Below are 23,273 nucleotides of genomic sequence, written 5' to 3'. Positions count from 1 at the left end.
CATGACGAAAACACGCTGCGGCTGGGCCAATCCGGCCAATCCCCTGTACCTGGAATATCACGACACCGAGTGGGGCGTGCCCTGCCACGACGAGCGCCGCCTGTTCGAGATGCTGAACCTGGAGGGCGCGCAGGCGGGCCTGAGCTGGGAGACGATACTCAACAAGCGCGAGAACTACCGCGCCGCCTTCGACCAGTGGGACGCGAAGAAGATCGCGGCCTACGACGCGGACAAGGTGGCCGAGTTGCTGGGCAATGCCGGCATCGTGCGCAACCGGCTCAAGGTGGCGGCGGCGATCACCAATGCGCAGGCTTACCTGCGCCTGGTCGACAGCGGCGGCAGCCTGGACCAGCTGCTGTGGTCCTACGTGGGCGGCAAGCCTATCGTCAACGGCAAGGGGCCGCGTCCGGCCAAGACGGAATTGTCGGACCGGATCTCCAAGGACCTGGCCAAGCTGGGTTTCAAGTTCGTCGGCTCGACGATCGTCTATGCCTACATGCAGGGCGTCGGCATGGTCGACGACCATGATCCGGCCTGCTTCTGCAAGAAGGCGCGCAAGTGAATGCAAGGCGTGTCGTGCTCGACACTGGTTTCGGTGTCGAGCGGTTCATGGCCGAGCGCGCGCGCGGCGGACGCCTGCATTACCTGGCTGTCGCGCCGCAGGTGCCGGCGGTCGACGATCCCGGGCTGCGCGCCTTATGGCCGCTGAATGTCCCTGGTTTTCATCGCATCGTGCTGGACGACGGCCGCGTGCTGCTGGATCTGCTGGTCGGCGCGCCCGATGCGGTGCTGCCGCAGATCGATGCGCGCGTGGACCACTTCCATATCCCCGACGCCGCCCCGGCAGCGTTGGCGCGCGCGCTGGCGAAACTGGCGCTGCATGGCGCTACGCTGCACGCGCAGGCGCCTGACGAGGCCTTGGTCTGGGCGCTGACGGCGGCGGGTTTCGTCTGCAAGACGCTCGAAGGCACGCGGGATGTCGCCGCGGTGTATCAAAGCCGCCGGCCGCAGCCCGTCGTGCCGCCGGCGCCCGACCGCCGCGCAGTCGTGATCGGCGCGGGGCTGGCCGGCTCCGCCGCCGCGCATCGCCTGTGCGCGAACGGCTGGCAGGTGACGCTGATCGAACGTCACGCGCAGCCGGCGCAGGAGGCTTCCGGCAATCTGGCGGGCATCTTCATGCCGCTGCTGTCCAAGGACGACAATATCCCGACGCGCCTGAGCCGCGCGGCATATCTGTTCGCGCTGCGCGAATGGCGGCGGCTGGGCGGCGTCGGCAGCGCGTTCGATGGCGCCAGCTGCGGCGTGCTGCAATTGGCGCGCGATGGCGGGCACGCGCAGGTTCAGCAGGATGTGGTCGCGGCCTGGGATTATCCACAGGAGTATGTGCGATGGCTGGATGCGGATGCGGCCAGCGCGCGCATCGGCGCACCGACGCCACATGGCGGATGGCTGTTCGAACAGGGTGGGTGGGCGCGCCCGGCTTCGTTGTGCGAGGCCATGCTTGGTGCCTGCGGCGAGCGCTTGCGGCGTGTGTTCGCCACCGAGGCGGTGGTTTTGCAACGTGCCGATGGCGAGTGGCAGGTGCGCGGCGAAGATGGCGCCCTGATCGCGCAGGCGCCGACCGTGGTGCTGGCCAGTGGCGCCAGCGCGGTCAGGATCGCGCAGGCGGCGGAGCTGCCGCTGTCCGCGTTGCGCGGGCAGGTGACGCATCTGGCGGTCGCCGGCAGCGCCGACGGCCACGGCGCGGCACCGCCGCAGCTGTCGCTGGTGGTGTGCCGCGAGGCCTACGTGACGCCGCCGTCGAACGGCATCGTCTCCGCCGGCGCGACCTACGACGACGACGACGACCCCGCGCTGCGCGCCGCCAGCCAGCTGGAAAACCTGACCCGCCTGGCCGGGATCATCCCCGGCGACGAAGTGGCCGCGCTGGCCTCGAGTGCGCCGCTGGCGGGCCGTGTCGGCTTCCGCTGCGCCGCGCCGGACCGCTTGCCGCTGGCCGGCGCGCTGCCCGACTATCCATCCGCAGGCCGCCTTGAACGGCTGCGCGACGTGCCGCGCCATCCCGGCCTCCACGGCTTGCTGGGCTACGCCTCGCGGGGCCTGATCTGGGCGCCGTTGATGGCCGAACTGCTGGTCTCCCAGCTGGAAAACACGCCGCCGCCGCTGGAAACCACGCTGGTCGAAGCGCTGGATCCCGGCCGCTTCCTGCTGAAGCAGCGCAGGCGCAGCCAATAGGCAGACCATCGGTTTGTTGCGTTCGCGCAAACGCTTGGCGTTGGCCTTGCCATGGTCAACAGGCTATAATCCATACCTGACAACAATCCAAGCGCGCCAGGCGCCGTCCACGGAGAACAGTACGATGGATGAAGAAGAAGCGCAGCAGCACGAAGGCTCCCCGGAGCTGTTCATGTTCCTGGCGTCGACCGTTCATGACATGAAGAATTCGATCAGCGTCCTCAGTGGCACGCTGGAGAATCTGCTGGCCGCACCACAAGCGGCGGCACCGGAATCGCCCCAGTACGGCGAGATGGCGCAAATGCTGTACCAGACCAAACGCCTCAACGACAACCTGATCCAGCTGCTGGCGCTGTACAAGGAAGTCGGCAAGCCCGGCTATCCTTTCGATCCGATGCCGCGCAGCGTGCGCGAACTGGTCGAGCAGGCGGCGGGGCAGGCGCGCATCCTGCTGCAATCGCGCGGCATCACGCTCGATCTCGATTTCCCGCAGCACGCCATCTGGACGCTGGACGAAGACCTGATCATCGGCGTGCTGGTTCACGCCATCAACAACGCCATCCGCTACACGCGCGACCGCATCCTGCTGTCGGTCAGGATCGACGGCGACTACCTCGAACTGCGGGTTGAAGACAACGGCGCCGGCTTCCCGCCTTCCATGCTGGAAGCCGGCGTCAGCGCGATGGCGGCGCAGCGCAAGAACGTCAATTTCATCAGCAACAGCAGCGGCCTCGGACTGTACTTCTCCAGCGAGGTGGCCAAGATGCACAAACACCGCCAGCGCAGCGGCGGCATCGCGCTGGAAAACGGTGGCACGCTGGGTGGCGGCTGCTTCGTGTTGCGGCTCCCATGACGGCGAACGGAGCGATCGACATGAACACCGCCGTCTCCACGCATCCAGCCGCCGAAGGCGATATCGACTGGGCGGAAAAGCGCTATCTGCTGGTCGACGATTTCGTCGGCATCCGCCAGCTGCTGCGCGAATCGCTGCGCAATCTCGGCGCCAAGCATATCGACCAGGCGGCCAGCGGCGGCGAGGCGATGGTGCTGTTGTCGAAGACCCGCTACGACGTGGTGCTGTGCGACTACAACCTGGGCGACGGCAAGAACGGCCAGCAGGTGCTGGAGGAGGCGCGCATCCGCAACCTGATGCTGCCCAGCAGCGTGTGGCTGATGGTGTCGGCCGAAAAGAGCGTGGAGTCGGTGATGGGCGCGGCCGAGCACCAGCCGGACGCCTACATCATCAAGCCGATCACCGAGGGCGTGCTGTTGACGCGCCTGAACCGCGTGTGGCACAAGAAGCAGATCTTCCGCGAAATCGACCAGGCCTTTGCGGACAAGGATTACCTGCGCGCCGCCCGGCTGTGCGAAGAGCAGATCGCCCACAATCCGCTGCACGCGATCGACCTGCTGCGGATGAAGGCCACGCTGCTGATCAAGAGCGGCGAGCCGGTTCAGGCCAGCACCGTCTACGAGAAAGTGCTGGAGGAGCGCGACTACAACTGGGCGCGCTGCGGCCTCGCCAAGATCCGCATGGCCAACGGCGAGCTGGAATCGGCGCGGCTGATGTTCCAGGCGGTGATCGCCGACAACCGCTTTTATATCGACGCCTTCGACCAACTGGCGCAATCCTATCAGCTGCAGGGCAAGACCGAGGAAGCCTTCGACGTACTGGAGAAGGCCGCCAAGCTGTCGCCCAATTCGGTGCCGCGCCAGCGCGCGCTGGGGCAGACCGCGCTCAAGCTGGGCAACATCCCGGTGGCGGAAAAGGCCTTCCGCAAATGCATCGAGATCGGCGAGTTCTCGGTGATGAAGACGGTGGACGCCTATCTCGGCCTGGCGCGCGTGTGCGGCCAGAAGAACGACACCAAGGAAGCCATACGCCTGCTCAACGCGGCGGTCCACCAGTTCGGCGGCGACCAGGTCGAGCTGCGCGCCAAGATCACCGAGGGACTGGTGTATCACGAGAGCGGCGACTACCGGCGCGCGCGCAAATCCGGCGACGAGCTGGAGGTGATGCTGGCCGACGAAAGCAAGCAGCGCCCGGACGCCGGCACCTGCCTCGACATGGCCACGCTGCTGTTCGCGGTCGGCGTCAAGGAAGCGCCGGTCGGCCTGCTGTGCTACGTCACCCGCAACAACCATGATAATTTGCCGCTGCTGGAGGACGTGCAGAAGATCTTCGACAAGGCGCGCATGGGCGACGAGGGCATGGAGCTGATCAAGGCTTCGCGCCAGGAAGCGGCCGACATGATGAACAAGGGCGTGCTGCTGTGGAAGACCGGTAAGCTGGTCGAGGCGGTCGAGTGGATGCGCGTGGCGCGCAAGGCGCTGCCGCACAATATGCGCATCCTCTTCAATTCGGCGCAGATCTTGATCTCCCAGTTGCAGCAGACCGGCTATGTGCGCGAGCTGGCGGAGGAGGCGATCGGGGTGCTGATGCATGTCGATGCGATCGCGCCGGGGCAGCAGCGTTTCGCCCAGTTGATGGAGCAACTGGCCTTGCTAGCGCCGGTGTCCGGCGTGGTGGCCGCGGCCGCGGCCAGCGAGTACGAGGCGGCCAATGGCGCCATACCAGGGTAGGTGAGGAACAGGCGCGGAATCAGCGCGCGGCAGGTGCGGTGACGGTTGGGCGCAACAGCGCGCTTGTTTCCGGATCGGCAAATGATTACACTGAATCGCGGTGCAGCCCCGTCTGCGCCTTGATTCGCTGTCAATATTGAGGGCAAGTAAAGGGCACAAAAAATATGCGCGATATCGCCAAGGAAGTGTACGTGAAGATGAAGGTGGGCAGCGTGGCCTGGATACGGCCGGTCGCTGCCAAAGGAGATACCCTGGACAGTTTCCAGTCCGCCCACGACGGCGCCAAGCTGCTCGAAGAAGAGGGCCTGATCGATATCGAAAAGGTGCAGCGCCAGGCTGATGGCCTGATCGACGCCATCCGCATCCAGCGGCTGGCGTAGCTCCCGTTACGGTTTTTCCGCGGCCGGCCTGGCTGGCTTGGATGGCGCGCGCTTGGCAGCGGCTTTTTTCGCCGCCGGGCCGGCGTCCGGCTGGTCCTTGGCGGCCGGCGTCGCCGCCGCCGTGGATTTGGCGCCCGCCGCCGCCGCCGTCGCGAACTTGACCGCGGCGTCGGTCATCATCGACTCGGACGCCATCGCGGTCGATACCGCCTGCTTGAACTGGTCCTGCAGCATGTTCCACCAGACGGCCGGATTGGTCATCTGGGCGGCGGCGTCCGCGCCCGGCTTGGCTTCGGGCTTGGCGTCGGCCTGCGGCTTGGGCGCTTCGGCGGCCGGCGCCGCCGCTGCCGGCTCCGCCTCGCGCGCGTGGTGGAAGAAGGCCGAGGCGTAGGGATTGGCGTCGAAGATCGACTTGTCGTTGGCGCCCTGGTTGACGGCAGCCGCCAGGCTGGCGCCGACCGATTTCAGCGTGGCGATGGTGCCGCGCTGCACTTCCAGCGCCTGGATACTGCCGCGCAGCATGCTCATGTTGAGGTTGAGCCAGGCTTCGACGGCCTTCAGGTCGTTGATCTTCTTGTCCAACTCTTCGACCGACAGCGTGGGCGCCGTCAGCCCGGGCACGCTCATGCTGCCCCACAGGTTCTTGACGAAGTCCAGCGTATCGGTCATCACTGCGGCGCCCGGCATTTGCGTATTGGCCATGAAAGTCTCCTCTAGGAACAACGTTCAGCGTAGCAGATATCGGCTGGTCATTCAAAAGGTTTTGACAACATTTCTGCGGTGGCGCAGCCGATTTCCTTGAACACGTTAAACTAGCGGCCATGACGATTGTTTCCTACCTCTTCCAGCGCCGGCGTTTGCTCGTCTTGTGTGCCGCCACGCTGGCGTTGCACTATGCGACGATAGACTGGGTCGGTGGGCGGCTGAGTTCTCAATCGCAGCGACCGTCGCCGTTGCCGGCCTCGCTGATGACCGCGCAGCTGCGGCTGACGCTGCCCAAGCGCGTCGACAGCGCGCCGCTGGCCGAGGTGGCGCCGCTGGTCCAGGCCCGCACCTCGGCAAGAAAGCCGATCGCGCCACGGCCGGCCGCGCAGGCCGGGTCGGTGCTGGCGCCGGTGGCCGACGGCGCCGACGACGCGGCTGCCGCGATGTCGGTCGCGGTGGCGGCCGCCATGGCAAAAACCGAGGTGGCCGTGGCCTTGGCCGAGCAGTCCGGCGCCGCGCAGGCGCAGAGCGGCACGCCCCCGGTGCCGGCGGCAAGCGAGGCGCCGGCGCGGGCGGCGCCGGTCGAAGTCGTGCCGGGCGAGGCCATGCGCCGCTACCGGGTCAACCTGCCGCCCTCGGCCGCCTTCGACATGACCGTGGCCCGCGTCGACGCCGACGGCACCAAATGGACGGGGGCCGCGGCGATGACGTGGCATACTGACGGCAGCCGCTATCGGGCATCGGTGGAGGCGGGCGTCAGCCTGCTGATCACCCGCCTGAACCTGCTGGTGATGCGCAGCGAAGGCACGATCGACGACTACGGCATCGCGCCGGACATCGCCACCGAAAAGCGCGCGCGCCGTTCGGAGACCGCGACCCACTTCAACCGCGACACGCGCACCATCAGCTTCTCCGCGTCCGAGCGCCGCTATCCGCTGCTGGTGGGCGCGCAGGACAAGGCCACGGTGCCGTTCCAGCTGGGCGGCATCGGCCGGGCCGACCCCAACCAGTTCGGCAGCGATATCGACATCCAGGTCGGCGAGGAAAAGGAAGCCACGGTGTTCCGCTTCCAGCTGGTCGGCGAGGAAGAACTTGACACCAGGCTGGGCAAGCTGGCGACGTGGCACCTGACCCGGCCGCCGAAGCCGGGCAGCTACTCGTCGCGGCTGGACATCTGGCTGGCGCCGGGCCTGAACTGGTACCCGGTCCAGATCCGCAACACCGAAGCGAACGGCGCGCTGACGACGCAAACCGTCTCCCACATCACCATGACACCATCCGGACAATAAGATGAAAAATATGATCACCCTGAGCGCCGCGGTCCTGCTGGCATGCTCGTCCCTGGCGCAGGCCGGCGAGACCGCCGTCGAGCATCCGAGCGTCAAGCGCCCGGCCAGCATGCCGCCGTCCGCCGACCTGAACTACAGCATCAAGGCCAGGCAGCACGGCCTGTCGATCAACGGCACGGCCAGCGTGCAGTGGCGCGCCGGCGACGGCAAGTACTCGATCGCCACCGAAAGCCGCGCCGCGATCTTCGGCAAGATCCTGGAGCAGCGCAGCGAAGGCGCGCTCGACGATTTCGGCCTGGCGCCGTCCACGTTCTACGAAAAGCGCTTCCGCAAGGACCCCAGCACCACCACCTTCGGCCGCGACGCCAAGACCATCAGCTTCAGCGAGGGCGACGCCAGCTATCCGATCAAGGGCGGCGAGCAGGACCGCAGCAGCGCGCAGTGGCAGCTGGCCGCGCAGGCGCGCGCCGCGCCGGACAAGTTCAAGCCGGGCAGCGAATGGCAATACTTCGTGGCCGGCCGCCGCGACGCCGAGCCGTGGAGCTTCAAGGTGGTCAAGACCGAGGCGGTGCAGATCGGCGGCGGCGAGGTCCAGGCCGTGCACCTGGTCAAGGCGCCGCCGGCCGACAAAGAGGGCCAGCAGGTCGACCTGTGGCTGGCGCCGTCGCTGGACTGGTACCCGGTGCGGGTGCGCTTCAACGACGCCGACGGCGACTTCGTCGACCAGACACTGGAAAAGGTCGTGAAAAAGTAGGCTCCTGCTATACTGACGCCCCCGCGATGATGATGCTTTGTTGCAATATTTGCAATCGTGTTGCGTACAGAATGGTAGAGAATGATTGATCCTATAATAAGTGACCCGGTGCCCGAGCAGGCGCTGGATCAAGAACAGCAGCAAGACAGCCTGCAGGCGCACTTCCAGCCGAATATCTCGGCCGACGAGATCGAACAGGTGTATCACCTGAAGCGCGCGCAGCCGCTGTTGCAAGTGTTCACGGCGCTGTTCCACGGCGGCTTCGACGGCGTCCTGGTGCGCCTGCTGGTGCTGCGCGAGCTGGCGGCCGACACCGCCTCGTCCAGCTTCACCCGCGCCGACATCAATACCCGCCTGGCCTATCTGCTGCCCGAATCGCTGGAGACGGTGCTGATGCGGCTGCGCTCCAACCAGCTGCTGGCCTGGGATGCGCAGCAAGCCGTGTACCGCGTCACGCCGATGGCGCGCAACGTGCTGTCGGCGATCGACGGCCTGCTGACGCTGGGCAAGGAAGAGGACGAGGCCGACATGGGCTTCCTGCTGTCGCAGGTGGCCGGCGCCCAGGTCATGGGCGGCGTCACCGTCGACCAGCTGAACCACCTGCTGGGCCGCCTGGTCGATCTGACCGAGGAGTTTTCGGACGCCATCGCCTCCGGTTCCGAGTTCCGCCTGCGCACTTCGCAAGCGAAATGGCATATGGCCTGCGACTGGGTCGAGAAGGGCTCGGAGATCCTGCGCGCCATCACCACCGATGAAAACGCCGACAGCGCCACCCACCGCGCGGCGCAGGCCATCGGCCGCGCGCAATCGGCGCTGCTGAACATGCAGGGCATGTTCTCGCGCGCGCTGAACCAGATCGAACGCCAGCGCGTGCACCTGGGCCAGTCCGGCCTGTCGACCACCGACATCAAGCGCTGGCTGCTGGAACACGACAACCTGGCCTCGCTCGCCGAGGGCGCGATCGACCAGCCGGTGGTGCCGCTGTTCATCACGCCGGCCGAGATGATCGACGTCGCCGAGACCGAGCTGCTGGCCGACCGCGCCAGCAACGTCGTCGCCAACGGCCTGCCGGCCGGCACCGACGCGCCGACCACCATCAACGACGGTCCCGCCATGCAGCAGGAGCTGGACGACTGGCTGGCGCGGCTGTCCGACTTCGCCGCGCTGGGCAACTTCCCCAGCATCGCCGACGAGGGCCCGAAATCGATTCCGGTCCAGGATTCGCTGCTGCCGGCCACGTTCGCCGTGGCCTCGTACCGCGCCTCGCTGCTGCCGCTCTTGGGCGACGCCGACGAAGCGCGCCTGCAGGGCGCGACCGCCGAACTGGCGCGCCTGCCGGTCAAGTTCACGCCGAGCGACGAAATGATCCAACTGCCCGATCTGCATGTGGCCGCGATGTCCCTTGCCTCCCTCTCACTTTCTTTGAATCCGGAAGGCGACAAGTCCGATGAATGACGATTCCCAAATCCTGATCGCGCGCCTGCTGACGCATCAGCACCTGCGCCGCGACGACAAACTGGTCAAGCGCGTGCTGTCGGACGAATTGTTCCGCGCCGAAGTCGACGCGCGCCTGCAGGCCACCGGCCTCAAACTGCTGGACAACGTCTATGCCGACCACGTGACGCTGGCGCTGCACCGCGCCATCGAACCGAAGGTGTTCGGCGCGCGCGACGTCTGGCAAAACAATAACTTCGGCCTGTCGCGCGACGGCGTGGCCCTGCTGGTCGTGCTGTGGGCGCAGATCATCCTGCCCAAGCGCGAGCGCCAGGAAACCCACCAGCACGCGGAGGACGACCAGAACGATATGTTCGGCGTAGAGAAGCCGCTGCCGCGCGCGGAAGACACCTCGATCGGCATCGCCTACAAGGCGCTGCTGGCCGACTTCGGCGACAAGCTGGGCAAGAAGACCCGTCTCGACATGAACCTCGGCATCCTGGCCAAGCTGGGCTTCATCGAGCGCCGCGGCGACATCATCGTCGAGGGCCCGCTGCTGGACCTGATGATGGATACCGACCAGCTGAAGGAACGCATCATCAACGGCGCGCTGGCCGACGTCTTCAAGCGCTCGCCGGCGCAGATCATCCCGGTGCCGCGCAGTTCGCCGCCGATCGCCGCCAATGACGAGGAGCCGCTGCCCGAAGCCGGCATCGAAGACCCGGAGATCGACGCCATTCCGGCCTTCGACATCCCGGTCGACGCCTTGCCGCCGGCCGACGCCGGCGACACCGAACTTCCAGCCAAGGACTAAGCCATGTTTCACATCAAATCGTTAGAGCTGGTCCACTGGGATTACTGGCAGCGCATCAAGAACATCCCGCTGGACGCCAAGATCATCACCATCGCGGGCCAGAACGGCTCCGGCAAGACCACCTTGCTGGACGCGCTGCGCACGCTGTTCGGCCTCGATTGCTCGATGGGCCGCACCTACAAGCACTACGCGCGCCACAGCGGCCAGCAGACCGCCTGGCTGCGCGCCGTGGTCGACAACAAGAACGTCGGCAAGCAGCTGTCCAACCGTCCGTTCCGCAGCTCCGGCTTCTTCAGCGACGACGAGGTCACGCTGTTCTGCCAGATCCAGAAGAACGGCGGCGACTGGAAGCGCCAGTACCTGATGCGTCCCGGTAACGTGCAGATCGAAGACATCGGCGAAGCCGGCAACGACTGGCTCGGCGTCGAGAACTACCGCAAGCGCCTGGCCAACGCCGGCCTGTCGCCGGCGATGGCGAAAGTGCTGGCGCTGGAGCAGGGCGAAACCGACAAGCTGTGCGAATACGCGCCGCGCCAGTTGCTGGACCTGGTGTTCCAGGTCTTCGGCGACAAGGAAGTGCTGGACGCCTACGACGAAGCCAAGCGCCACCAGCGCGACACCGAAGTCGAACTGAAACGCTTCGAGTCCGAGCTGGAAGCCTCCAAGACCAACCTGGAGGGCTTGCGCCTGCGCGTGGCCAACTACCACCAGTGGGAAGACCTGAACAAGGAACGCCGCAACCTGCAGGAAGAAGTGCTGCCGACGCTGGAGTACAACGAGGCGCGCGAGAAGCACGCCAACATCAGCCGCCAGCTGCGCGAGGCGCGCAAGCCGCTGATGCAGGCCGACCAGCAGCTGACCGACAAGCGCAACGCGCTGGCCGCGCAAGCCAAGGCGCTGACCGACGCGCAGCAGCACGAGACGGTGCTGGAGCAGGAATCGACGTCGCTGCAAACGCGCCTGACGCACATCAACGGCAAACTCAAGCCGCTGGACAGCCTGCTGGAACAGAAGGCGCGCCTGCAAAAGCTGGCCGCCGACTCCGGCGAGGACCTGGCCGAAGTGGCGCGCCAGCTGCAGGAAAAAGAAATCGAACTGGCGCGCCAGCGCCAGGCGCGCGATGCCGTCGCGGCCAAGATCGCCGGCGAGCTGTCGACCATCGCCGCCTTGCAGGGCAAGACCGCGATGCCGGAACCGGAAGCCCAGCGCACCATGCGCCGCGCGCTGAACGACGCCGGCATCGGCCACGCCATGCTGTCCGACATCGTCGAAGTGACCGATGCGCGCTGGCAGGGCGCGATCGAAGGCGTGCTGGGCGGCTATGCCTCGGTGGTGCTGCTGGATAAATCGTCCGACGCCTCGGCGGCCTACCGCCTGGCGGAGAAGGAACGCTATCGCCACTTCATCGTGCCGGACCTGGTGCATGCGCCGTCGGTCAAGGACGACTCCTTGATGTCGGTGGTGAAGTTCTCGGCCAAGGTGCCGTCCTGGCTGGTGGAGCAGCTGTCGCGCATCACCCGCGTGGACACCGTCGACGCCGGCGCGAAGCTGGGCAGCCACGAAGAGTGGATCACGCCGGAAGCCTACCACCGCGAACGCCGCGGCGGCCGCTCGCTGTTCGTCGAAGTGTCGCGCTACCGCTTCGGCTCCGCCGGCCGCACGCAGCGTATGGAAGCGATCCAGAAATCGCTGCCGGCGCTGGAAGCGCAGGAAGACGGCCTGACCTTGATCGTGTCGAAGCTGGCGACGGAAATCAGTTCGCTGAAGACGCGCCTGGCCGGCGTCGACGCCGCCAAGGAACTGGCCGCGCGCCAGGAGGAATTCGACGAGGCGGCGCGCAACGCCGTGCCGTTGAAGGAAGAGCGTACCGAAGTCGGTTCGCGCCTGGGCGAGCTGCAGACGCTGATCAAGAACGCCGTCGTCACGCGCACCCGCGCCGACACGACCTGGCAGAACGCGCGCTTCGCCTTGTCCGAGGCGGAAGCGGGCTTGCGCCTGAATAACAAGCGCCAGATCGAGCAGCGCGGCGATCACGCGACCGCCTTGCTGGCGCTGCGCAAGACCTGGCGCCACCTGCCGAAGAGCTGGCGCCGTCCGGCGCGCCGTTCGGCGCTGGTGAAGGAGCATCAGAACTCGCACCAGGTGGTGCTGCGCATCCACTCGCTCGAAGCCAGCCTGGCCCGCAGCGACTGGGAACTGGACGCCACCGTGATCGACCAGTACCAGCGCCTGAACGACCAGCTGCACGGCCGCCAGTCGGAAACCGAAGAGCGCCGCTACCAGAACAACCGCGCGATCGAAGCGACCGGCAACGCGCGCGGCGCCTACATCGAGCGGCTGCGCTACACCATCAAGACCTACTCCAAGAACATCAAGGAGCTGGGCGAGCTGGCGGGCATCGAGGTGCACTCCGATCCGGTGCGCCTGGAGAACGACGATACGCAGCTGTCGCAGGCGGGCCTGCACGTGCGCTTCAAGTTCGACGGCAAGGGCATCATCGGCATGAACGACGGCGAAGCGTCCGGCGGCCAGCAGGTGATGAAGTCGCTGGTGCTGCTGATCGGCCTGCTGAAGTCGGAAGACGGTTCCGGCGGTTTCGTGTTCATCGACGAACCGTTCGCCCACCTGGATATCCGCAACATCCAGCTGGTCGGCGAGTTCCTGAAGAACACCGAGGCGCAGTACCTGATGACGACGCCGCTGACGCACAACACCGACGTCTACGATCCTTCCGAACTGACGCTCATCACGAGTAAAAAGAAGAAGGATACGGAGTGGGCCGCGCCCATCTTCGTGCTGCAGCGCCGTCCGGTGGAGGTCGCCGAGAAGGCGGCCTGAGAAGCGGCCTAGGCGGCCGAGTCGCCGCCCAGCAGATGATCCAGTTGCTGGGCGAGCTGGATCGCGGTGTCGCGGCCCTTGGCCTTCTGCACCGCTTCCAGGTAGGGATCGCGCAGTTCGCGCAGCTCGTCGACCGAGCCGGCTTTTTCCACCTTCAGCTGCAGGGTGAAGCCGCGCAGGCCCATGGTGCTCTTGATGGTCTTGTTGTAGAAATCATAAACCGATTGAAACTGCTGGACTTGCGACACGGTGGGAACGCTGGTCGTTTCGACCGGTGCCGGTTCGGCCACCGGCGCTGGCGCCGCCACCGGTTCCGGCAGCGCGGCGTAGCTGGTCGCCAGCACGATAAACTCCTGCGCCAGCAGCTCCTGCATGGCGCTCGCCGTCAAGCCCAGGCCCGCCACATTGCGCAGCAGTTCCTCTTCCGGCTTGTTGCCGTCCACCAACACCAACAGGGTGCGCAAACGCGGGGCAAGCTGGTACTTGCGGGTCGCGATCTCTTCCCTGCCTTTAACGGTCTTGTCGTAAATGGACGTATTCATGGAAGCGCACTTTAGTTGCCGTATGGATATACCCAGCATACCACCAAATGCGGCTTATTTTATATCGAAGATGTCTATCGGACGCGGCACCGGCTTTTGTGTGCGGCGCCACTGGATCAGCAGGCAGGAATAGGCGCCGTAGAAGCCGCCCAGCAGGCCGAACAGCACCGAGCTGACCGGATTGCCCAGGAAGTCGGGATCCAGCGGGATCTGGTTGTGCATATGCAAATATGCCTCGAACAGGCGGTAGATCAGGCGGCTGATGAACAACATCACCACCAGCAGGCCCAGATTGCGGTTCGGCGTGTAGAAAAAACCGTCCGGCCGGTTTTCCAGGCGGGTCAGCTTCATGTTGCGATGGCCCAGGATCACGCCGACGACGGTGCCGGCGAGCAACGCGCCGAAGGCCGGCCAGTTGCCCAGCAGCTTGACCACCAGAAACAGCACGACGCCGATGGTGACCACGGCGGTAGCATAGTGGCGCCACAGTTCGGACTTGGTCCGGGTCATCATGCGCTTCAGGCGCGAATAGATACGCCACACCGCCAGCGGCACCAGCAACAGCAGTGTGAGAGTGGTCATTTCCATAATCTGTCCAAAACGGCGGAATTCAAAGAACAGCGATTGTACGCCAGACCGCAGCGTTACAGAATGTCACGGAATAAGCGGCATTGATTGACAATCACGGATAGCATAAGCAAACTGAACCGCAGCAGCCCCGCTTCTGGACCGAAAGGATATCCATGAACAAACCGTTACCGATGCTGCCCCTGAATCTTGGCCTGATGGCGGCCTCGCCGCAGGCCGGCGCGCAGGAGGGCGGATACCGTCTCCCGCCCGCCGCCCTGCAAGCCATCGTCGACGCGCCGCGTGCGCCTGCCCTTAGCCTGAGCCCCCAACGCAACCTGGTCGCCGTGGTGCAAACGCCGCCGCTGCCCGGCATCGCCGAGGTGGCGCAGCCGGAGCTGAAACTGGCCGGCCTGCGCATCAATCCGCGCACCTGTTCCTCGTCGCGCTTTTCGTTCGGCACCGATCTCAGCCTGATGGAGATCGCCACCCGCAAGCAGATCCGCCTGCGCGGCCTGCCGCGCAACCTGCGCCTGGCGGACCTGAGCTGGTCGCCGGACCAGCGTCACCTGGCGTTCACGCACATGAGCTTCAAGGGCGAGCGCGGCGCGGTGGAACTGTGGCTGGTCGATATCGCGTCGCGCAAGGCCGGCAAGCTGTCGGCCCAGCCCTTGTCGGCGGTGCTCACGCGCGGCTTCAACTGGCTGCCGGACAGCAGCGGGCTGCTGGTGCACTGGCGTCCTGCCGGCATCGGCAAGCCGCCGCTGTCGACCGGGATTCCGTCCGGTCCGATCCAGCAGGACAGCGAGCCGGGCGGCAATGTGCGCCAGCTGCGCACCTACCAGGACCTGCTGAAGAACGAGGACGACGCGCGCCTGTTCGAGTACTACGTCACGGTGCAGATGGTGCTGCTCGACCTGCACGGCAAGGCGCGGCCTATCGGCGCGCCGGACCAGTTTTCGCGCACCTCGGTGGCGCCGGGCGGCGCCTACCTGCTCACGCAAAGCATCACGCGGCCGTATTCGTACATCGTGCCGGCGTCCAGCTTCGGCGAGCGGGTCGACGTGCGCGACTTCGACGGCAAGGTGCTGCACACGGTGGCCACGCTGCCGCTGGAAGAGGGCCTGCCGCCGGGGAACGACGCGGTGTCGGAAGGCGTGCGCCATGTGTCGTGGCGCGCCGACGCGCCGGCCAGCCTGGTGTGGACCGAGGCGCAGGACGGCGGCGATCCCGCGCGTCCGGTGATCGACGGCATCCGCGACCTGGTCTACCTGCATGCGGCGCCGTTCGCCGAACCGCCGCTGGTGCTGGCGCGGCTGACGATGCGCTATGCGGGCATCGCCTGGGGCAGGGAAGATGTCGCGCTGATCAACGAGCGCTGGCACAAGACGCGCGACTACAAGCAGTGGATGATCGCGCCGGGGCATTTGTCGACGCCGCCGGAGCTGATCTACGCCGGTTCGTACGAGGACCGCTACAGCAGTCCCGGCTCGCCGGTGATGCGCGCCGACGCCAGCGGCTTCCCGCGCCTGCTGATCGGCCCCGGCACGACGATCCTGCTGGACGGCGCCGGCGCCACGCCGGAAGGCGACCGGCCCTTCATCGACCGCCTGAGCCTGACCACCGGGCAGAAGGAGCGCTTGTTCCAGAGCCAGGCGCCGTATTTTGAAAACGTCGCGGCGGTGCTCAACGACGAGGGCACGCTGCTGCTGACGACGCGCGAATCGCCGACCGAGCGGCCGAACTACTATCTGCGCGACCTGGCGCAGCCGGAGCACAGTCAGCTGCGCGCGCTGACCGACTATCCGCATCCGACGCCGCAGTTGAAGGATGTGCGGAAGGAGCAGATCCGCTATCCGCGCCACGACGGCATCGAGCTGACGGCCACGCTGATGCTGCCGCCGGGGTACGACCCGGCGCGCGACGGCCGCCTGCCTTTGCTGATGTGGGCGTACCCGCAGGAGTTCAAGTCGGCCAACGCGGCCAGCCAGACCACGGGATCGCCGTACCGGTTCAACTCGGTCAGCTACTGGGGGCCGGCGGCCTTCCTGGCGATGGGCTATGCGGTGCTGGACAATCCGTCGTTCCCGATCATCGGCAGCGGCGAGGATGAGCCGAACGATACCTATCTGCCGCAGCTGGTGGCCGATGCCGAGGCGGCGGTGGACGAGGTGGTGCGGCGCGGCGTCGCGGACCGGCATCGGATCGCGATCGGCGGGCATTCCTACGGCGCCTTCATGACGGGGAACCTGCTGGCGCATACGCGCCTGTTCCGCGCCGGGATCGCGCGCAGCGGCGCGTACAACCGCACGCTGACGCCGTTCGGCTTCCAGTCCGAGGAGCGGCAGTATTGGCAGGCGCAGGCGGTGTACCAGGCGATGTCGCCGTTCAATAACGCCGACAAGATCAAGGATGCGATGCTGTTGATCCATGGTGAGCAGGACAGCAACTCGGGAACTTTCCCCTTGCAGAGCGAGCGCATGTTCCAGGCGATCAAGGGGCTGGGCGGCACGGCGCGGCTGGTGATGCTGCCGAACGAATCGCACGCCTACCGCGCGCGCGAGTCGATCCTGCACATGCTGTACGAGACCAATGCGTGGCTGGATAAATACGTCAGGCACGCTACAATGTCGGTAAGCCATCCACCGGAGTGATCGCCATGAACACCTCCCACCGCGCCCCCGATCCCAAGCCGGTCGACGATCCATCGCCGCCGGATGCGCCGCATCCGGTGCCGCAGGACGATCCGGTGCCGGACCATAATCCCAGCTAGTCGAACGCCCAGGTGTACAGCACGTCCAGCGCGTTGTTGGTGCCGGTCTGGAACTGCAGCGTGATGCGCGGGTTCAGCTTGTATTTGAGCTTGACCAGGCTGGTCGCCGTGCCCGCACCCTGTTCAAAACTCAGGTAGGCGCGCGACGAAATCCGCTTGCCCACCGTGACCACCGTGGTCTGCAAACCGGTCGCCGCACCGGCGGTGCTGCCGGCGGCCTGGCTCACGCCCAGTTCATCCACGCCCAGCGCGCTGGCCAGCTTGCCCTGGCCGCCGCCGAACAGCGCGCCCGCCGCGGTGCTGAGCAGCGCCATGTCATTGCCCGCCGTGTTGTCGATGCCATGCCCCAGCACCAGCCACGCCAGCTTGTCGCTGTCCGACACCGACGGCGTCGAGACCAGCTTGGCCGACGGCGCCAGCGCGGTGCCACGCACTTCCACGCCCGCTTCCACATTGGTTTCGCTCAGCGCCTCGCCTTCGGGGCGGCGGCGCACCGCGAGGATGTTCAGGCCGGGGTTGTCGTAGGCGCCGGTGAAGTTGATCACGCCGCGGTCGATCGCCAGCTTCTGTCCATACGCCGCATAGGTGCCGCTGACCACGCGGATGCTGCCGTTGACGCGCGGCGGCCGGCGGTCGGCGATGCGGATGCGCAGCGCGCCGGCCAGTTGCGCGTCCAGCCCCTTGCCCTTGAGCGTGAAGTTGTCGCCCAGGTCGGCCTCCACATCGACGTTCAGTGGCATGCCTTGCGCGGCCTTGACCGGCGGCGCACCCTTGCCGACGATGACCACGTCGTCGCTGAGCGTCGGCGTGTCGGCGCCGGCCAGTTCGATGTTGGCGCGGTCGGCGCGGAACTTGCCGTCCAGCGCGAAGCGCTTGGCGTCGCGCGTCAGCGTGCTCTGGCCGCTGACCACCAGGATGCGGTCCGGCCGCGACAGCACTTCCAGCTTGTCGGCCGCCAGCTTGAGCTGCATGGTCGCCTCATTGCCGGCGTAGCGTATCCAGCCGTCGGCCTGTGCATGGCCCTGAGTGCCGTCGAAGGCCAGTTTTTGCAGCTGCAGCTGGTCGCCGGTCAGGCGCGCCTGCAACTGGCCGTTGCGCAGCTTGATGCCCTGGTCGACCCAGTTGACCACCAGCTTGTCGCCGGTGATGTCGCCGTTCAGCTGCGGCGCACCGATGGTGCCGCTGCCGTTGACGGCCAGCTTGAGCGTGCCGTCGATTTCCAGGCCCGGTTGGCCGGCCAATGGCGCCAGCCAGGCCAGCGAGCCCATATTGGCGTTGCCGTTCAGCGTGAAGGGGCTGTCGCCCGCGAGGCGGCCGTCGTGTAGTTGCGCACTGCCTTCGATGCGGGCCTGGCCGGCCCGCGTACCGTCTACGTTGAGCTGGACGCGCAATGTGCCGTCGTTGACGTCGGCGCGCGCATCCAGCGTGCTGAGGCCGAGCGGCTGCGGCAGGTCGGCGCCGACGATGGTGAGGTCGCCCTGTTCGCGGAACACGTGCACCATGCCGCCCAGGACCGGAGGCGTGGTCTTGCTGGCCGCCTGCAGGTTCATGCCCCATTCTGCGCCGATGGTCATGTTGCTGCGGACGTTGTCGCGCCAGGCGTCGGAGAGCTGGGCCAGGTAGTTGACCGGGACGCCGGCGGCCTGGCCCTTGCTGCGCCATGCGGCGCCGGCTTTTTCCAGGCTGTCGATGCGGATGCTGCCTCGCGGCAGGTTGATGGTGGCGTTGCCCAGGACGATCTGCTCCGGCTTGGCCAGCCCGGCGACGCCGGTGCCGTCGGGCGCCGTCAGCTTGAGCGGCGCCGGTGCCGCCAGCGTGAGGGCGAAGCGGCCACGGTTTTGCAGCGTGTCGATGGCGCCGGTCCAGGTGTCGTCGCTCCAGCTGCCCTTGACGCGCAACGCGGCGTCGAAGTCGGGATTGCTGGCGCTGGCCTGCAGCACATGCGCGCTGCGCGTGCCGCTGGTTTGCAGCCGCGCCTTGTCGAGCGAGAGGGCGGAGGAGATGTAGCGCGTGATCTCGATGTCGCTGACCAGCGGCACATCGGCCATCGATTCCGTCGCGGTGCCGCCACGCGCAGCCTTGCGGCGGGCCGCGGCGCTATCGATTGCCGCCGCGCCGGCGCTCGCCATCGCGACCGTGTTGCCCAGCGTGGCGCTGCCGCGTATCGTGCCGATCTGCTGCTGGCCCGGCATGCGCAGGTTGGAGCCATCGAGCGTGAGCGCAACGGCCGGCCGAACGGTGGTGCCGGACAAAGTGCCGCTGGCGCGCAGCACGCCGGCGAACTGCGGCCCGAGCGAGCCCAGTTGCGGCGCATCGAGCTTCCACTCCAGCTTGTCGAGCGCGCTGCCGAAACTGCCCTTGGCCTGCAGGCTGTTGGCCGCCAGATGCAGATCGATATCGGCGTTGCTGATTTCGTTCTTGCTGGCGGAGAGCCTGGCGTAGCCGGACAGCGGCGCGTTGGCCAGCGTGGACGGCTGCAGCGCGAGATTCAGCCCGGCGCGCCAATCGCTCGCCAGCCGTGCATCGGCGGTGAAGGTGGCGTTGACGGAGCCCGCCTGCGCCGCGCCGAATGCGGCGGGATTAAGGCGCTGTATGCTGCCGTTCATGGTCAGCTCCGGCGTGCCCTTGGTCATCACGACGTCGCCGCTGGCGTGTATCAGGCTGTCCGGGGCGGGGCGTTTGGCCGAGGCCAGCGCCAGGCCCTTGGCGTCCGCCTCGAAGCTGCTGCGCGGCGCCGCCATGGTGCCGGTGACGACGCCGCCGGCGGCGACCGCGCCCAGCAGGTCGCCGCTGACGGCGGACAGCTGGCGCGCGTCGACCTTCCATTGCAGGCGCTCGCCGGGCGCGCCGAAGCTGCCGCTGGCGTCGATGTTGTTCTGCGCCAGCGACAGGTGCGCATCGACGCCGCTGATATGCTGGGCGTCGGCGCGCAGCTTGCCGTTGCCGGTGAGCGGCTGGCCGAACAATTTGCTGGCCTTGATCTGGAAGCCCGCCGCGACCTGCCATGCCGGTGCGACGACGCCGTCGGCGGTGATGTCCGCATTCAGGTCGGCGATCGGGTAGCCGCTGCCTAGTGCCGATGGATCGAAATGGTCGGCGCGCAGCTTGGCGCTGAAGGCCTGCTTGTCTTTCAGGCTAAGCTGGCCGGTGGCGCTGATGCTGCCTTTCTTCGCTTGCAGGCGCGCCTGGTGCAGTCGCAGCAGCGCGTCCGCCAGCGTGGCTTGCAGGTCGAGTCGCATGCCCTTGTCCACCAGCGCGGCGCTGAGCGCCTGCTGCTTCGGCGTGCTGGTGAGCGAGATGTCTCCGGCCACGGCAGTCTTGTTGATGCTGCTGTGGATGGCCTTGAGGTCGATGCGGTCGGTGTGCAGCTTGAAGTCGGCGGCGTCGATGCCGGCGTCCGGGCCGCTGCGCTGGACCTTGCCGCCGCCGGTGAACTTGCCCGCCGCGCCGAGATCCAGCAGGACGTTATCCAATATCGAAGCGGTGAGGGTGCCGTCCAGGCGGCCGCTGAAGCCTTGCAGCGGCAAGCCTTCCTGGTCCAGCGCTGCGGCCTTGCCCTGGTTGAGCAGCGCGAATTGGCCGGACAGCTTCTGGTCCCTGGCGATGGCGGCGCTGAGCTTGAGGCTGAACTTCGCTTGCGGCAGGCCGGTGCTGAAACCGGCGGGATCGAGATCGCGGCCGGTCAGGTCGATGCTGCGCAGGATGATGGGATCGAACGGCGCCAGCGCCACGACGGCTTCGCCGCTGGCGCCGTTGGCCGAGCCTTGCGCCTTCAGGTTCAGCAGCGCCAGGTTGCCGCCGGCTTGCGCCGCCAGCCGCGCGCCACCATCGGCGCCTTGCGCCAGCGAGGCCTTGCCTTGCAGCGCGAACGGCTTGTCGCCGGCGATGGTCAGGTCGGCCTTGATGTCGCCGAACGCCGTATGCGCGGACGCGTCCTGCAGGTCCCAGCGCTGCTTGTCGCCATCGAGCTTGAAGCGCAGGCGCTCGATCACGTTGCTGCCCGTATCGCTCAGCAGCGTCAGTTTGTCGAGCCGTCCGGAGGAGATACTGAGCTTGATCGGCGACGCCAGCGAGTCCGGCATCTTGGCCGGCTCCGACGGGCCGCTGCTGTGCACCGTCAGGCTGGCCGCATGCAGTTCGCTGATGGTCAGCCCTTCCGAGAAATACTGCAGCGGCGACCAGTTGATGTCGATGTTCTCGGCCGTGACCACGCTGTCCTTGCCGCGGTACACCAGCCTGTCGATGTGCATGCGGTGGTACAGCGAGCCGCTGACGCCGGTGACGGCGATCTGTCCGCCGCTGGCGCTGGAGATGCGCTGCACCAGCTGCTGCAAGGTCGATTCGCGGCCCAGCAGCCAGAACGCGCCGGCCAGCAGCGCCACCAGCACCGCCAGCGCAATCAGCACGCGGCGCGGCCACTTGCGGCGCCGCGCCGCCGGTGCGGCTGCTTGAGGAGTGTCGTTGTGGTCGGCCATCAGAAGGTGAATCCCAGCGAGAAGTGCAATCGATATTTATGCACCGCGTGTCCATAGGCGACATCGACGTTGATCGGTCCCACGGGGCTCTTCCAGCGCGCGCCGACGCCATAGCCGGACTTCGGATGCAGCGCGCTCACGGTGTCGCCCGCGTTACCGGCGTCGTAGAACACCGCCGCGCCCCATGTCGGCTTGAACCAGTACTGGTACTCGGCGCTGGCGGTGGCCAGGTAACGGCCGCCGATGGTGGCGTCGCCCTGCTGCACGCCCAGCTCCTGGTAGGCATAGCCGCGCACCGACTGGTCGCCGCCGGCGCGGAACTGGTACACGGCCGGCACGCCGTTCTTGTCGCGCGAGGCCAGCGCGCCGGCCTCGCCGCGGAAGATCGCGTTCGTGCTGGTCCCCAGCGGCAGGTACAGCACGCCGCGCAGGTAGCCGCGCACGAATGATTCGTCGGTCAGCAGCGGCGCCACGGCGCCGCCCAGTTGCGCGTTGAGCGCGTAGCCCTTGGTCGGGAACAGCAGGTTGTCCAGCTTGCGCCAGGTGACGCCATACGTCAGCGGCAAGCTCTTGCTGGTGCTGGACGGCGTGCCGTTGACGGTCTTGGTCTCGCTCAGCAGTTCCAGCGTCAGGCTGCGTTCCAGCAGCGGCGTGCCCCAGGCGCGCTTGGCGGCGATGCTCGATACGCTGGTCACCTCGCCCGAGATGTCGCTGCGCTCGAACGACGCGCCTATGCTGTCGTTGTAGCCTTCCGGCGTGACGGGAAAATAGAAATTGCTGCTGGCGGTCTGCTTCTTGGTCTCCAGCGTCAGCGCGCTCTTCATGCGCAGGCCGAAGATCGCCAGGTCGTCATACGTCAGCGACGCGCGGTTGCCGGTGTTGGTGCTGTAACCCAGGCCGGCGCTGACGTTCTTGCGCTTGTTCTCGGCCACCTTGACCAGCAGCGGCAGCGGCGCCATCGGCGCGGCCGCGTTCTGCTCCGGCGTCAGGGCGGCGGCGTCCAGCTGCTCGTTGAGGATGGCGCTCATGTCGGCGCTCACTTCCACGCTGGCGAAGTAGCCGGTGTCCTGCAGGCGCGATTGATAGGATTGCAGCGCCGCCTCGCTGTAGTAGTCGCCGGGATGGATCTGATTCAGGTTGCTGACGATGCTGGGCGGGTAGCGCTTCAAGCCCTCGATGCGCAGTTCGCCGAAGCGCATCTCCGGGCCGCTGTCGAGCGCCACGCGCAGGTTGGCCAGGTGCGCCTCCGGATCCACCGTGGCCTGGCTCTCGGTCAGCTGCGCGCGCGGATAGCGCGTCTGCACCACCTGGCGCAGGATGGCGCGCTTGGCCGACTCCCATTCGTCCTGGCGGAACACCGCGCCCTTCTTCAGCGGCCAATTGTTTTTCAGCGCATTCAGGTCGAACTGGCGGTCGGCCGGCAGCTCGGGATTGGGGGCGAAGCCCTGGAACACCAGGTCGACCTCAGCCACCCGTACCGGCTCGCCCGGCTCCACCTTGACCTGCACCACCGGTGTGGCGGCCTCGCGGTCGTAGGTCGCGCTGACCACCGGCGAGTAATAGCCGTCGGTCGCCACCAGGGTCTTGATCTGCGCGGGCGCCACCCGCACCAGCCGTTGCAGCTGTTCGCGGTCGATGCGGTCGTTGCCGCGAAAGCGCACCAGGTCCAGGTTCTGTTCCAGCAGCTCGCGCAAGGGGCCGGGGGCATCGATGCGCACCTCGTATTTGACGCCGTCGGCCGCGTATGCGCCGGCCGCCAGCATGAACGTGGCGAGGCAGGCGGATACTTTTGCCACAACTTGTGCCAAAATTCGTGATCCTGCCCGTTTTTTTGCTGGCAATGCCGGTAACATGAGACTCCATCTAGGTGTACTTTAGTGTACG

Annotated in this window: 16 protein-coding genes; 11 read left to right on the top strand and 5 right to left on the bottom strand. The window is 66.8% G+C overall.

All coding sequences use genetic code 11. The features are described from left to right. The first annotated feature begins 1 nt into the window (after window position 1). From ACEN9F_RS16285 to ACEN9F_RS16265, 5 genes are all read left to right on the top strand, one after another. Window positions 2-562 carry a DNA-3-methyladenine glycosylase I gene (locus ACEN9F_RS16285; protein ID WP_413421284.1) on the top strand — a complete coding sequence of 187 codons (561 nt, stop codon included), beginning with the start codon at window positions 2-4 and terminating at the stop codon, window positions 560-562. 47 nt (window positions 563-609) lie between these two features. Then, window positions 610-2,235 (top strand): FAD-dependent 5-carboxymethylaminomethyl-2-thiouridine(34) oxidoreductase MnmC, encoded by a 1,626-nt coding sequence (gene mnmC, locus ACEN9F_RS16280; protein WP_413427084.1) that lies wholly within the window; start codon window positions 610-612, stop codon window positions 2,233-2,235. A gap of 124 nt (window positions 2,236-2,359) precedes the next feature. After that, window positions 2,360-3,088 (top strand): sensor histidine kinase, encoded by a 729-nt coding sequence (locus ACEN9F_RS16275; RefSeq protein ID WP_413421282.1) that lies wholly within the window; start codon window positions 2,360-2,362, stop codon window positions 3,086-3,088. Further along, complete coding sequence (locus ACEN9F_RS16270; RefSeq protein ID WP_413421280.1) at window positions 3,085-4,818, top strand: response regulator; 1,734 nt, start codon at window positions 3,085-3,087, stop codon at window positions 4,816-4,818. Before ACEN9F_RS16275 ends, ACEN9F_RS16270 begins: the two co-directional genes overlap by 4 nt. A gap of 164 nt (window positions 4,819-4,982) precedes the next feature. After that, window positions 4,983-5,198: a hypothetical protein gene (locus tag ACEN9F_RS16265; protein ID WP_413421278.1), complete on the top strand. Its 216-nt coding sequence runs from the start codon at window positions 4,983-4,985 to the stop codon at window positions 5,196-5,198. A gap of 6 nt (window positions 5,199-5,204) precedes the next feature. Here ACEN9F_RS16265 and ACEN9F_RS16260 read toward each other — a convergent pair whose 3' ends face one another. Then, window positions 5,205-5,900: a PhaM family polyhydroxyalkanoate granule multifunctional regulatory protein gene (locus tag ACEN9F_RS16260; protein ID WP_413421276.1), complete on the bottom strand. Its 696-nt coding sequence runs from the start codon at window positions 5,898-5,900 to the stop codon at window positions 5,205-5,207. Between the two features lie 119 nt (window positions 5,901-6,019). On the opposite strand from ACEN9F_RS16260, the gene ACEN9F_RS16255 reads away from it, so the two are divergent. From ACEN9F_RS16255 to ACEN9F_RS16235, 5 genes are all read left to right on the top strand, one after another. Next, window positions 6,020-7,192, top strand: a complete 1,173-nt coding sequence (locus tag ACEN9F_RS16255; protein WP_413421274.1) for a DUF3108 domain-containing protein — start codon at window positions 6,020-6,022, stop codon at window positions 7,190-7,192. Window positions 7,193-7,202: 10 nt separating this feature from the next. After that, window positions 7,203-7,946 (top strand): DUF3108 domain-containing protein, encoded by a 744-nt coding sequence (locus ACEN9F_RS16250; protein WP_413427082.1) that lies wholly within the window; start codon window positions 7,203-7,205, stop codon window positions 7,944-7,946. Window positions 7,947-8,027: 81 nt separating this feature from the next. Further along, window positions 8,028-9,401, top strand: a complete 1,374-nt coding sequence (locus ACEN9F_RS16245; RefSeq protein ID WP_413421272.1) for a hypothetical protein — start codon at window positions 8,028-8,030, stop codon at window positions 9,399-9,401. Then, window positions 9,394-10,194 carry a hypothetical protein gene (locus ACEN9F_RS16240; protein ID WP_413421270.1) on the top strand — a complete coding sequence of 267 codons (801 nt, stop codon included), beginning with the start codon at window positions 9,394-9,396 and terminating at the stop codon, window positions 10,192-10,194. Before ACEN9F_RS16245 ends, ACEN9F_RS16240 begins: the two co-directional genes overlap by 8 nt. A 3-nt stretch (window positions 10,195-10,197) precedes the next feature. Then, window positions 10,198-13,032 carry an ATP-binding protein gene (locus ACEN9F_RS16235; RefSeq protein ID WP_413421268.1) on the top strand — a complete coding sequence of 945 codons (2,835 nt, stop codon included), beginning with the start codon at window positions 10,198-10,200 and terminating at the stop codon, window positions 13,030-13,032. An 8-nt stretch (window positions 13,033-13,040) separates the two neighbouring features. On the opposite strand, the gene ACEN9F_RS16230 is transcribed toward ACEN9F_RS16235, so the two are convergent. Both ACEN9F_RS16230 and ACEN9F_RS16225 read right to left on the bottom strand, forming a co-directional pair. Beyond that, window positions 13,041-13,574 carry a hypothetical protein gene (locus tag ACEN9F_RS16230; protein ID WP_413421266.1) on the bottom strand — a complete coding sequence of 178 codons (534 nt, stop codon included), beginning with the start codon at window positions 13,572-13,574 and terminating at the stop codon, window positions 13,041-13,043. A gap of 54 nt (window positions 13,575-13,628) precedes the next feature. After that, window positions 13,629-14,156, bottom strand: coding sequence for a hypothetical protein (locus ACEN9F_RS16225; protein WP_413421264.1), 528 nt, complete (start codon window positions 14,154-14,156; stop codon window positions 13,629-13,631). A 161-nt stretch (window positions 14,157-14,317) separates the two neighbouring features. Here ACEN9F_RS16225 and ACEN9F_RS16220 point away from each other — a divergent pair, with 161 nt between their 5' ends. Beyond that, the gene (locus ACEN9F_RS16220; protein WP_413421262.1) at window positions 14,318-16,795 is read left to right on the top strand and encodes a prolyl oligopeptidase family serine peptidase; all 2,478 of its coding nucleotides are present in this window, start codon (window positions 14,318-14,320) and stop codon (window positions 16,793-16,795) included. 115 nt (window positions 16,796-16,910) lie between these two features. On the opposite strand, the gene ACEN9F_RS16215 is transcribed toward ACEN9F_RS16220, so the two are convergent. Then, window positions 16,911-21,389, bottom strand: a complete 4,479-nt coding sequence (locus tag ACEN9F_RS16215) for a translocation/assembly module TamB domain-containing protein (RefSeq protein ID WP_413421260.1) — start codon at window positions 21,387-21,389, stop codon at window positions 16,911-16,913. Beyond that, the gene (locus tag ACEN9F_RS16210; RefSeq protein WP_413421258.1) at window positions 21,389-23,242 is read right to left on the bottom strand and encodes an autotransporter assembly complex protein TamA; all 1,854 of its coding nucleotides are present in this window, start codon (window positions 23,240-23,242) and stop codon (window positions 21,389-21,391) included. The genes ACEN9F_RS16215 and ACEN9F_RS16210 overlap by 1 nt, the downstream gene beginning before the upstream one ends. Window positions 23,243-23,273: the final 31 nt, after the last annotated feature.

It is taken from the genome of Duganella sp. CT11-25 (genome assembly GCF_047302815.1).
In the GTDB taxonomy this organism is placed as follows: domain Bacteria; phylum Pseudomonadota; class Gammaproteobacteria; order Burkholderiales; family Burkholderiaceae_D; genus Rugamonas.
Note: the sequence above shows the minus strand (reverse complement) of the source record. Positions and strands in the feature narration are given on the sequence as shown.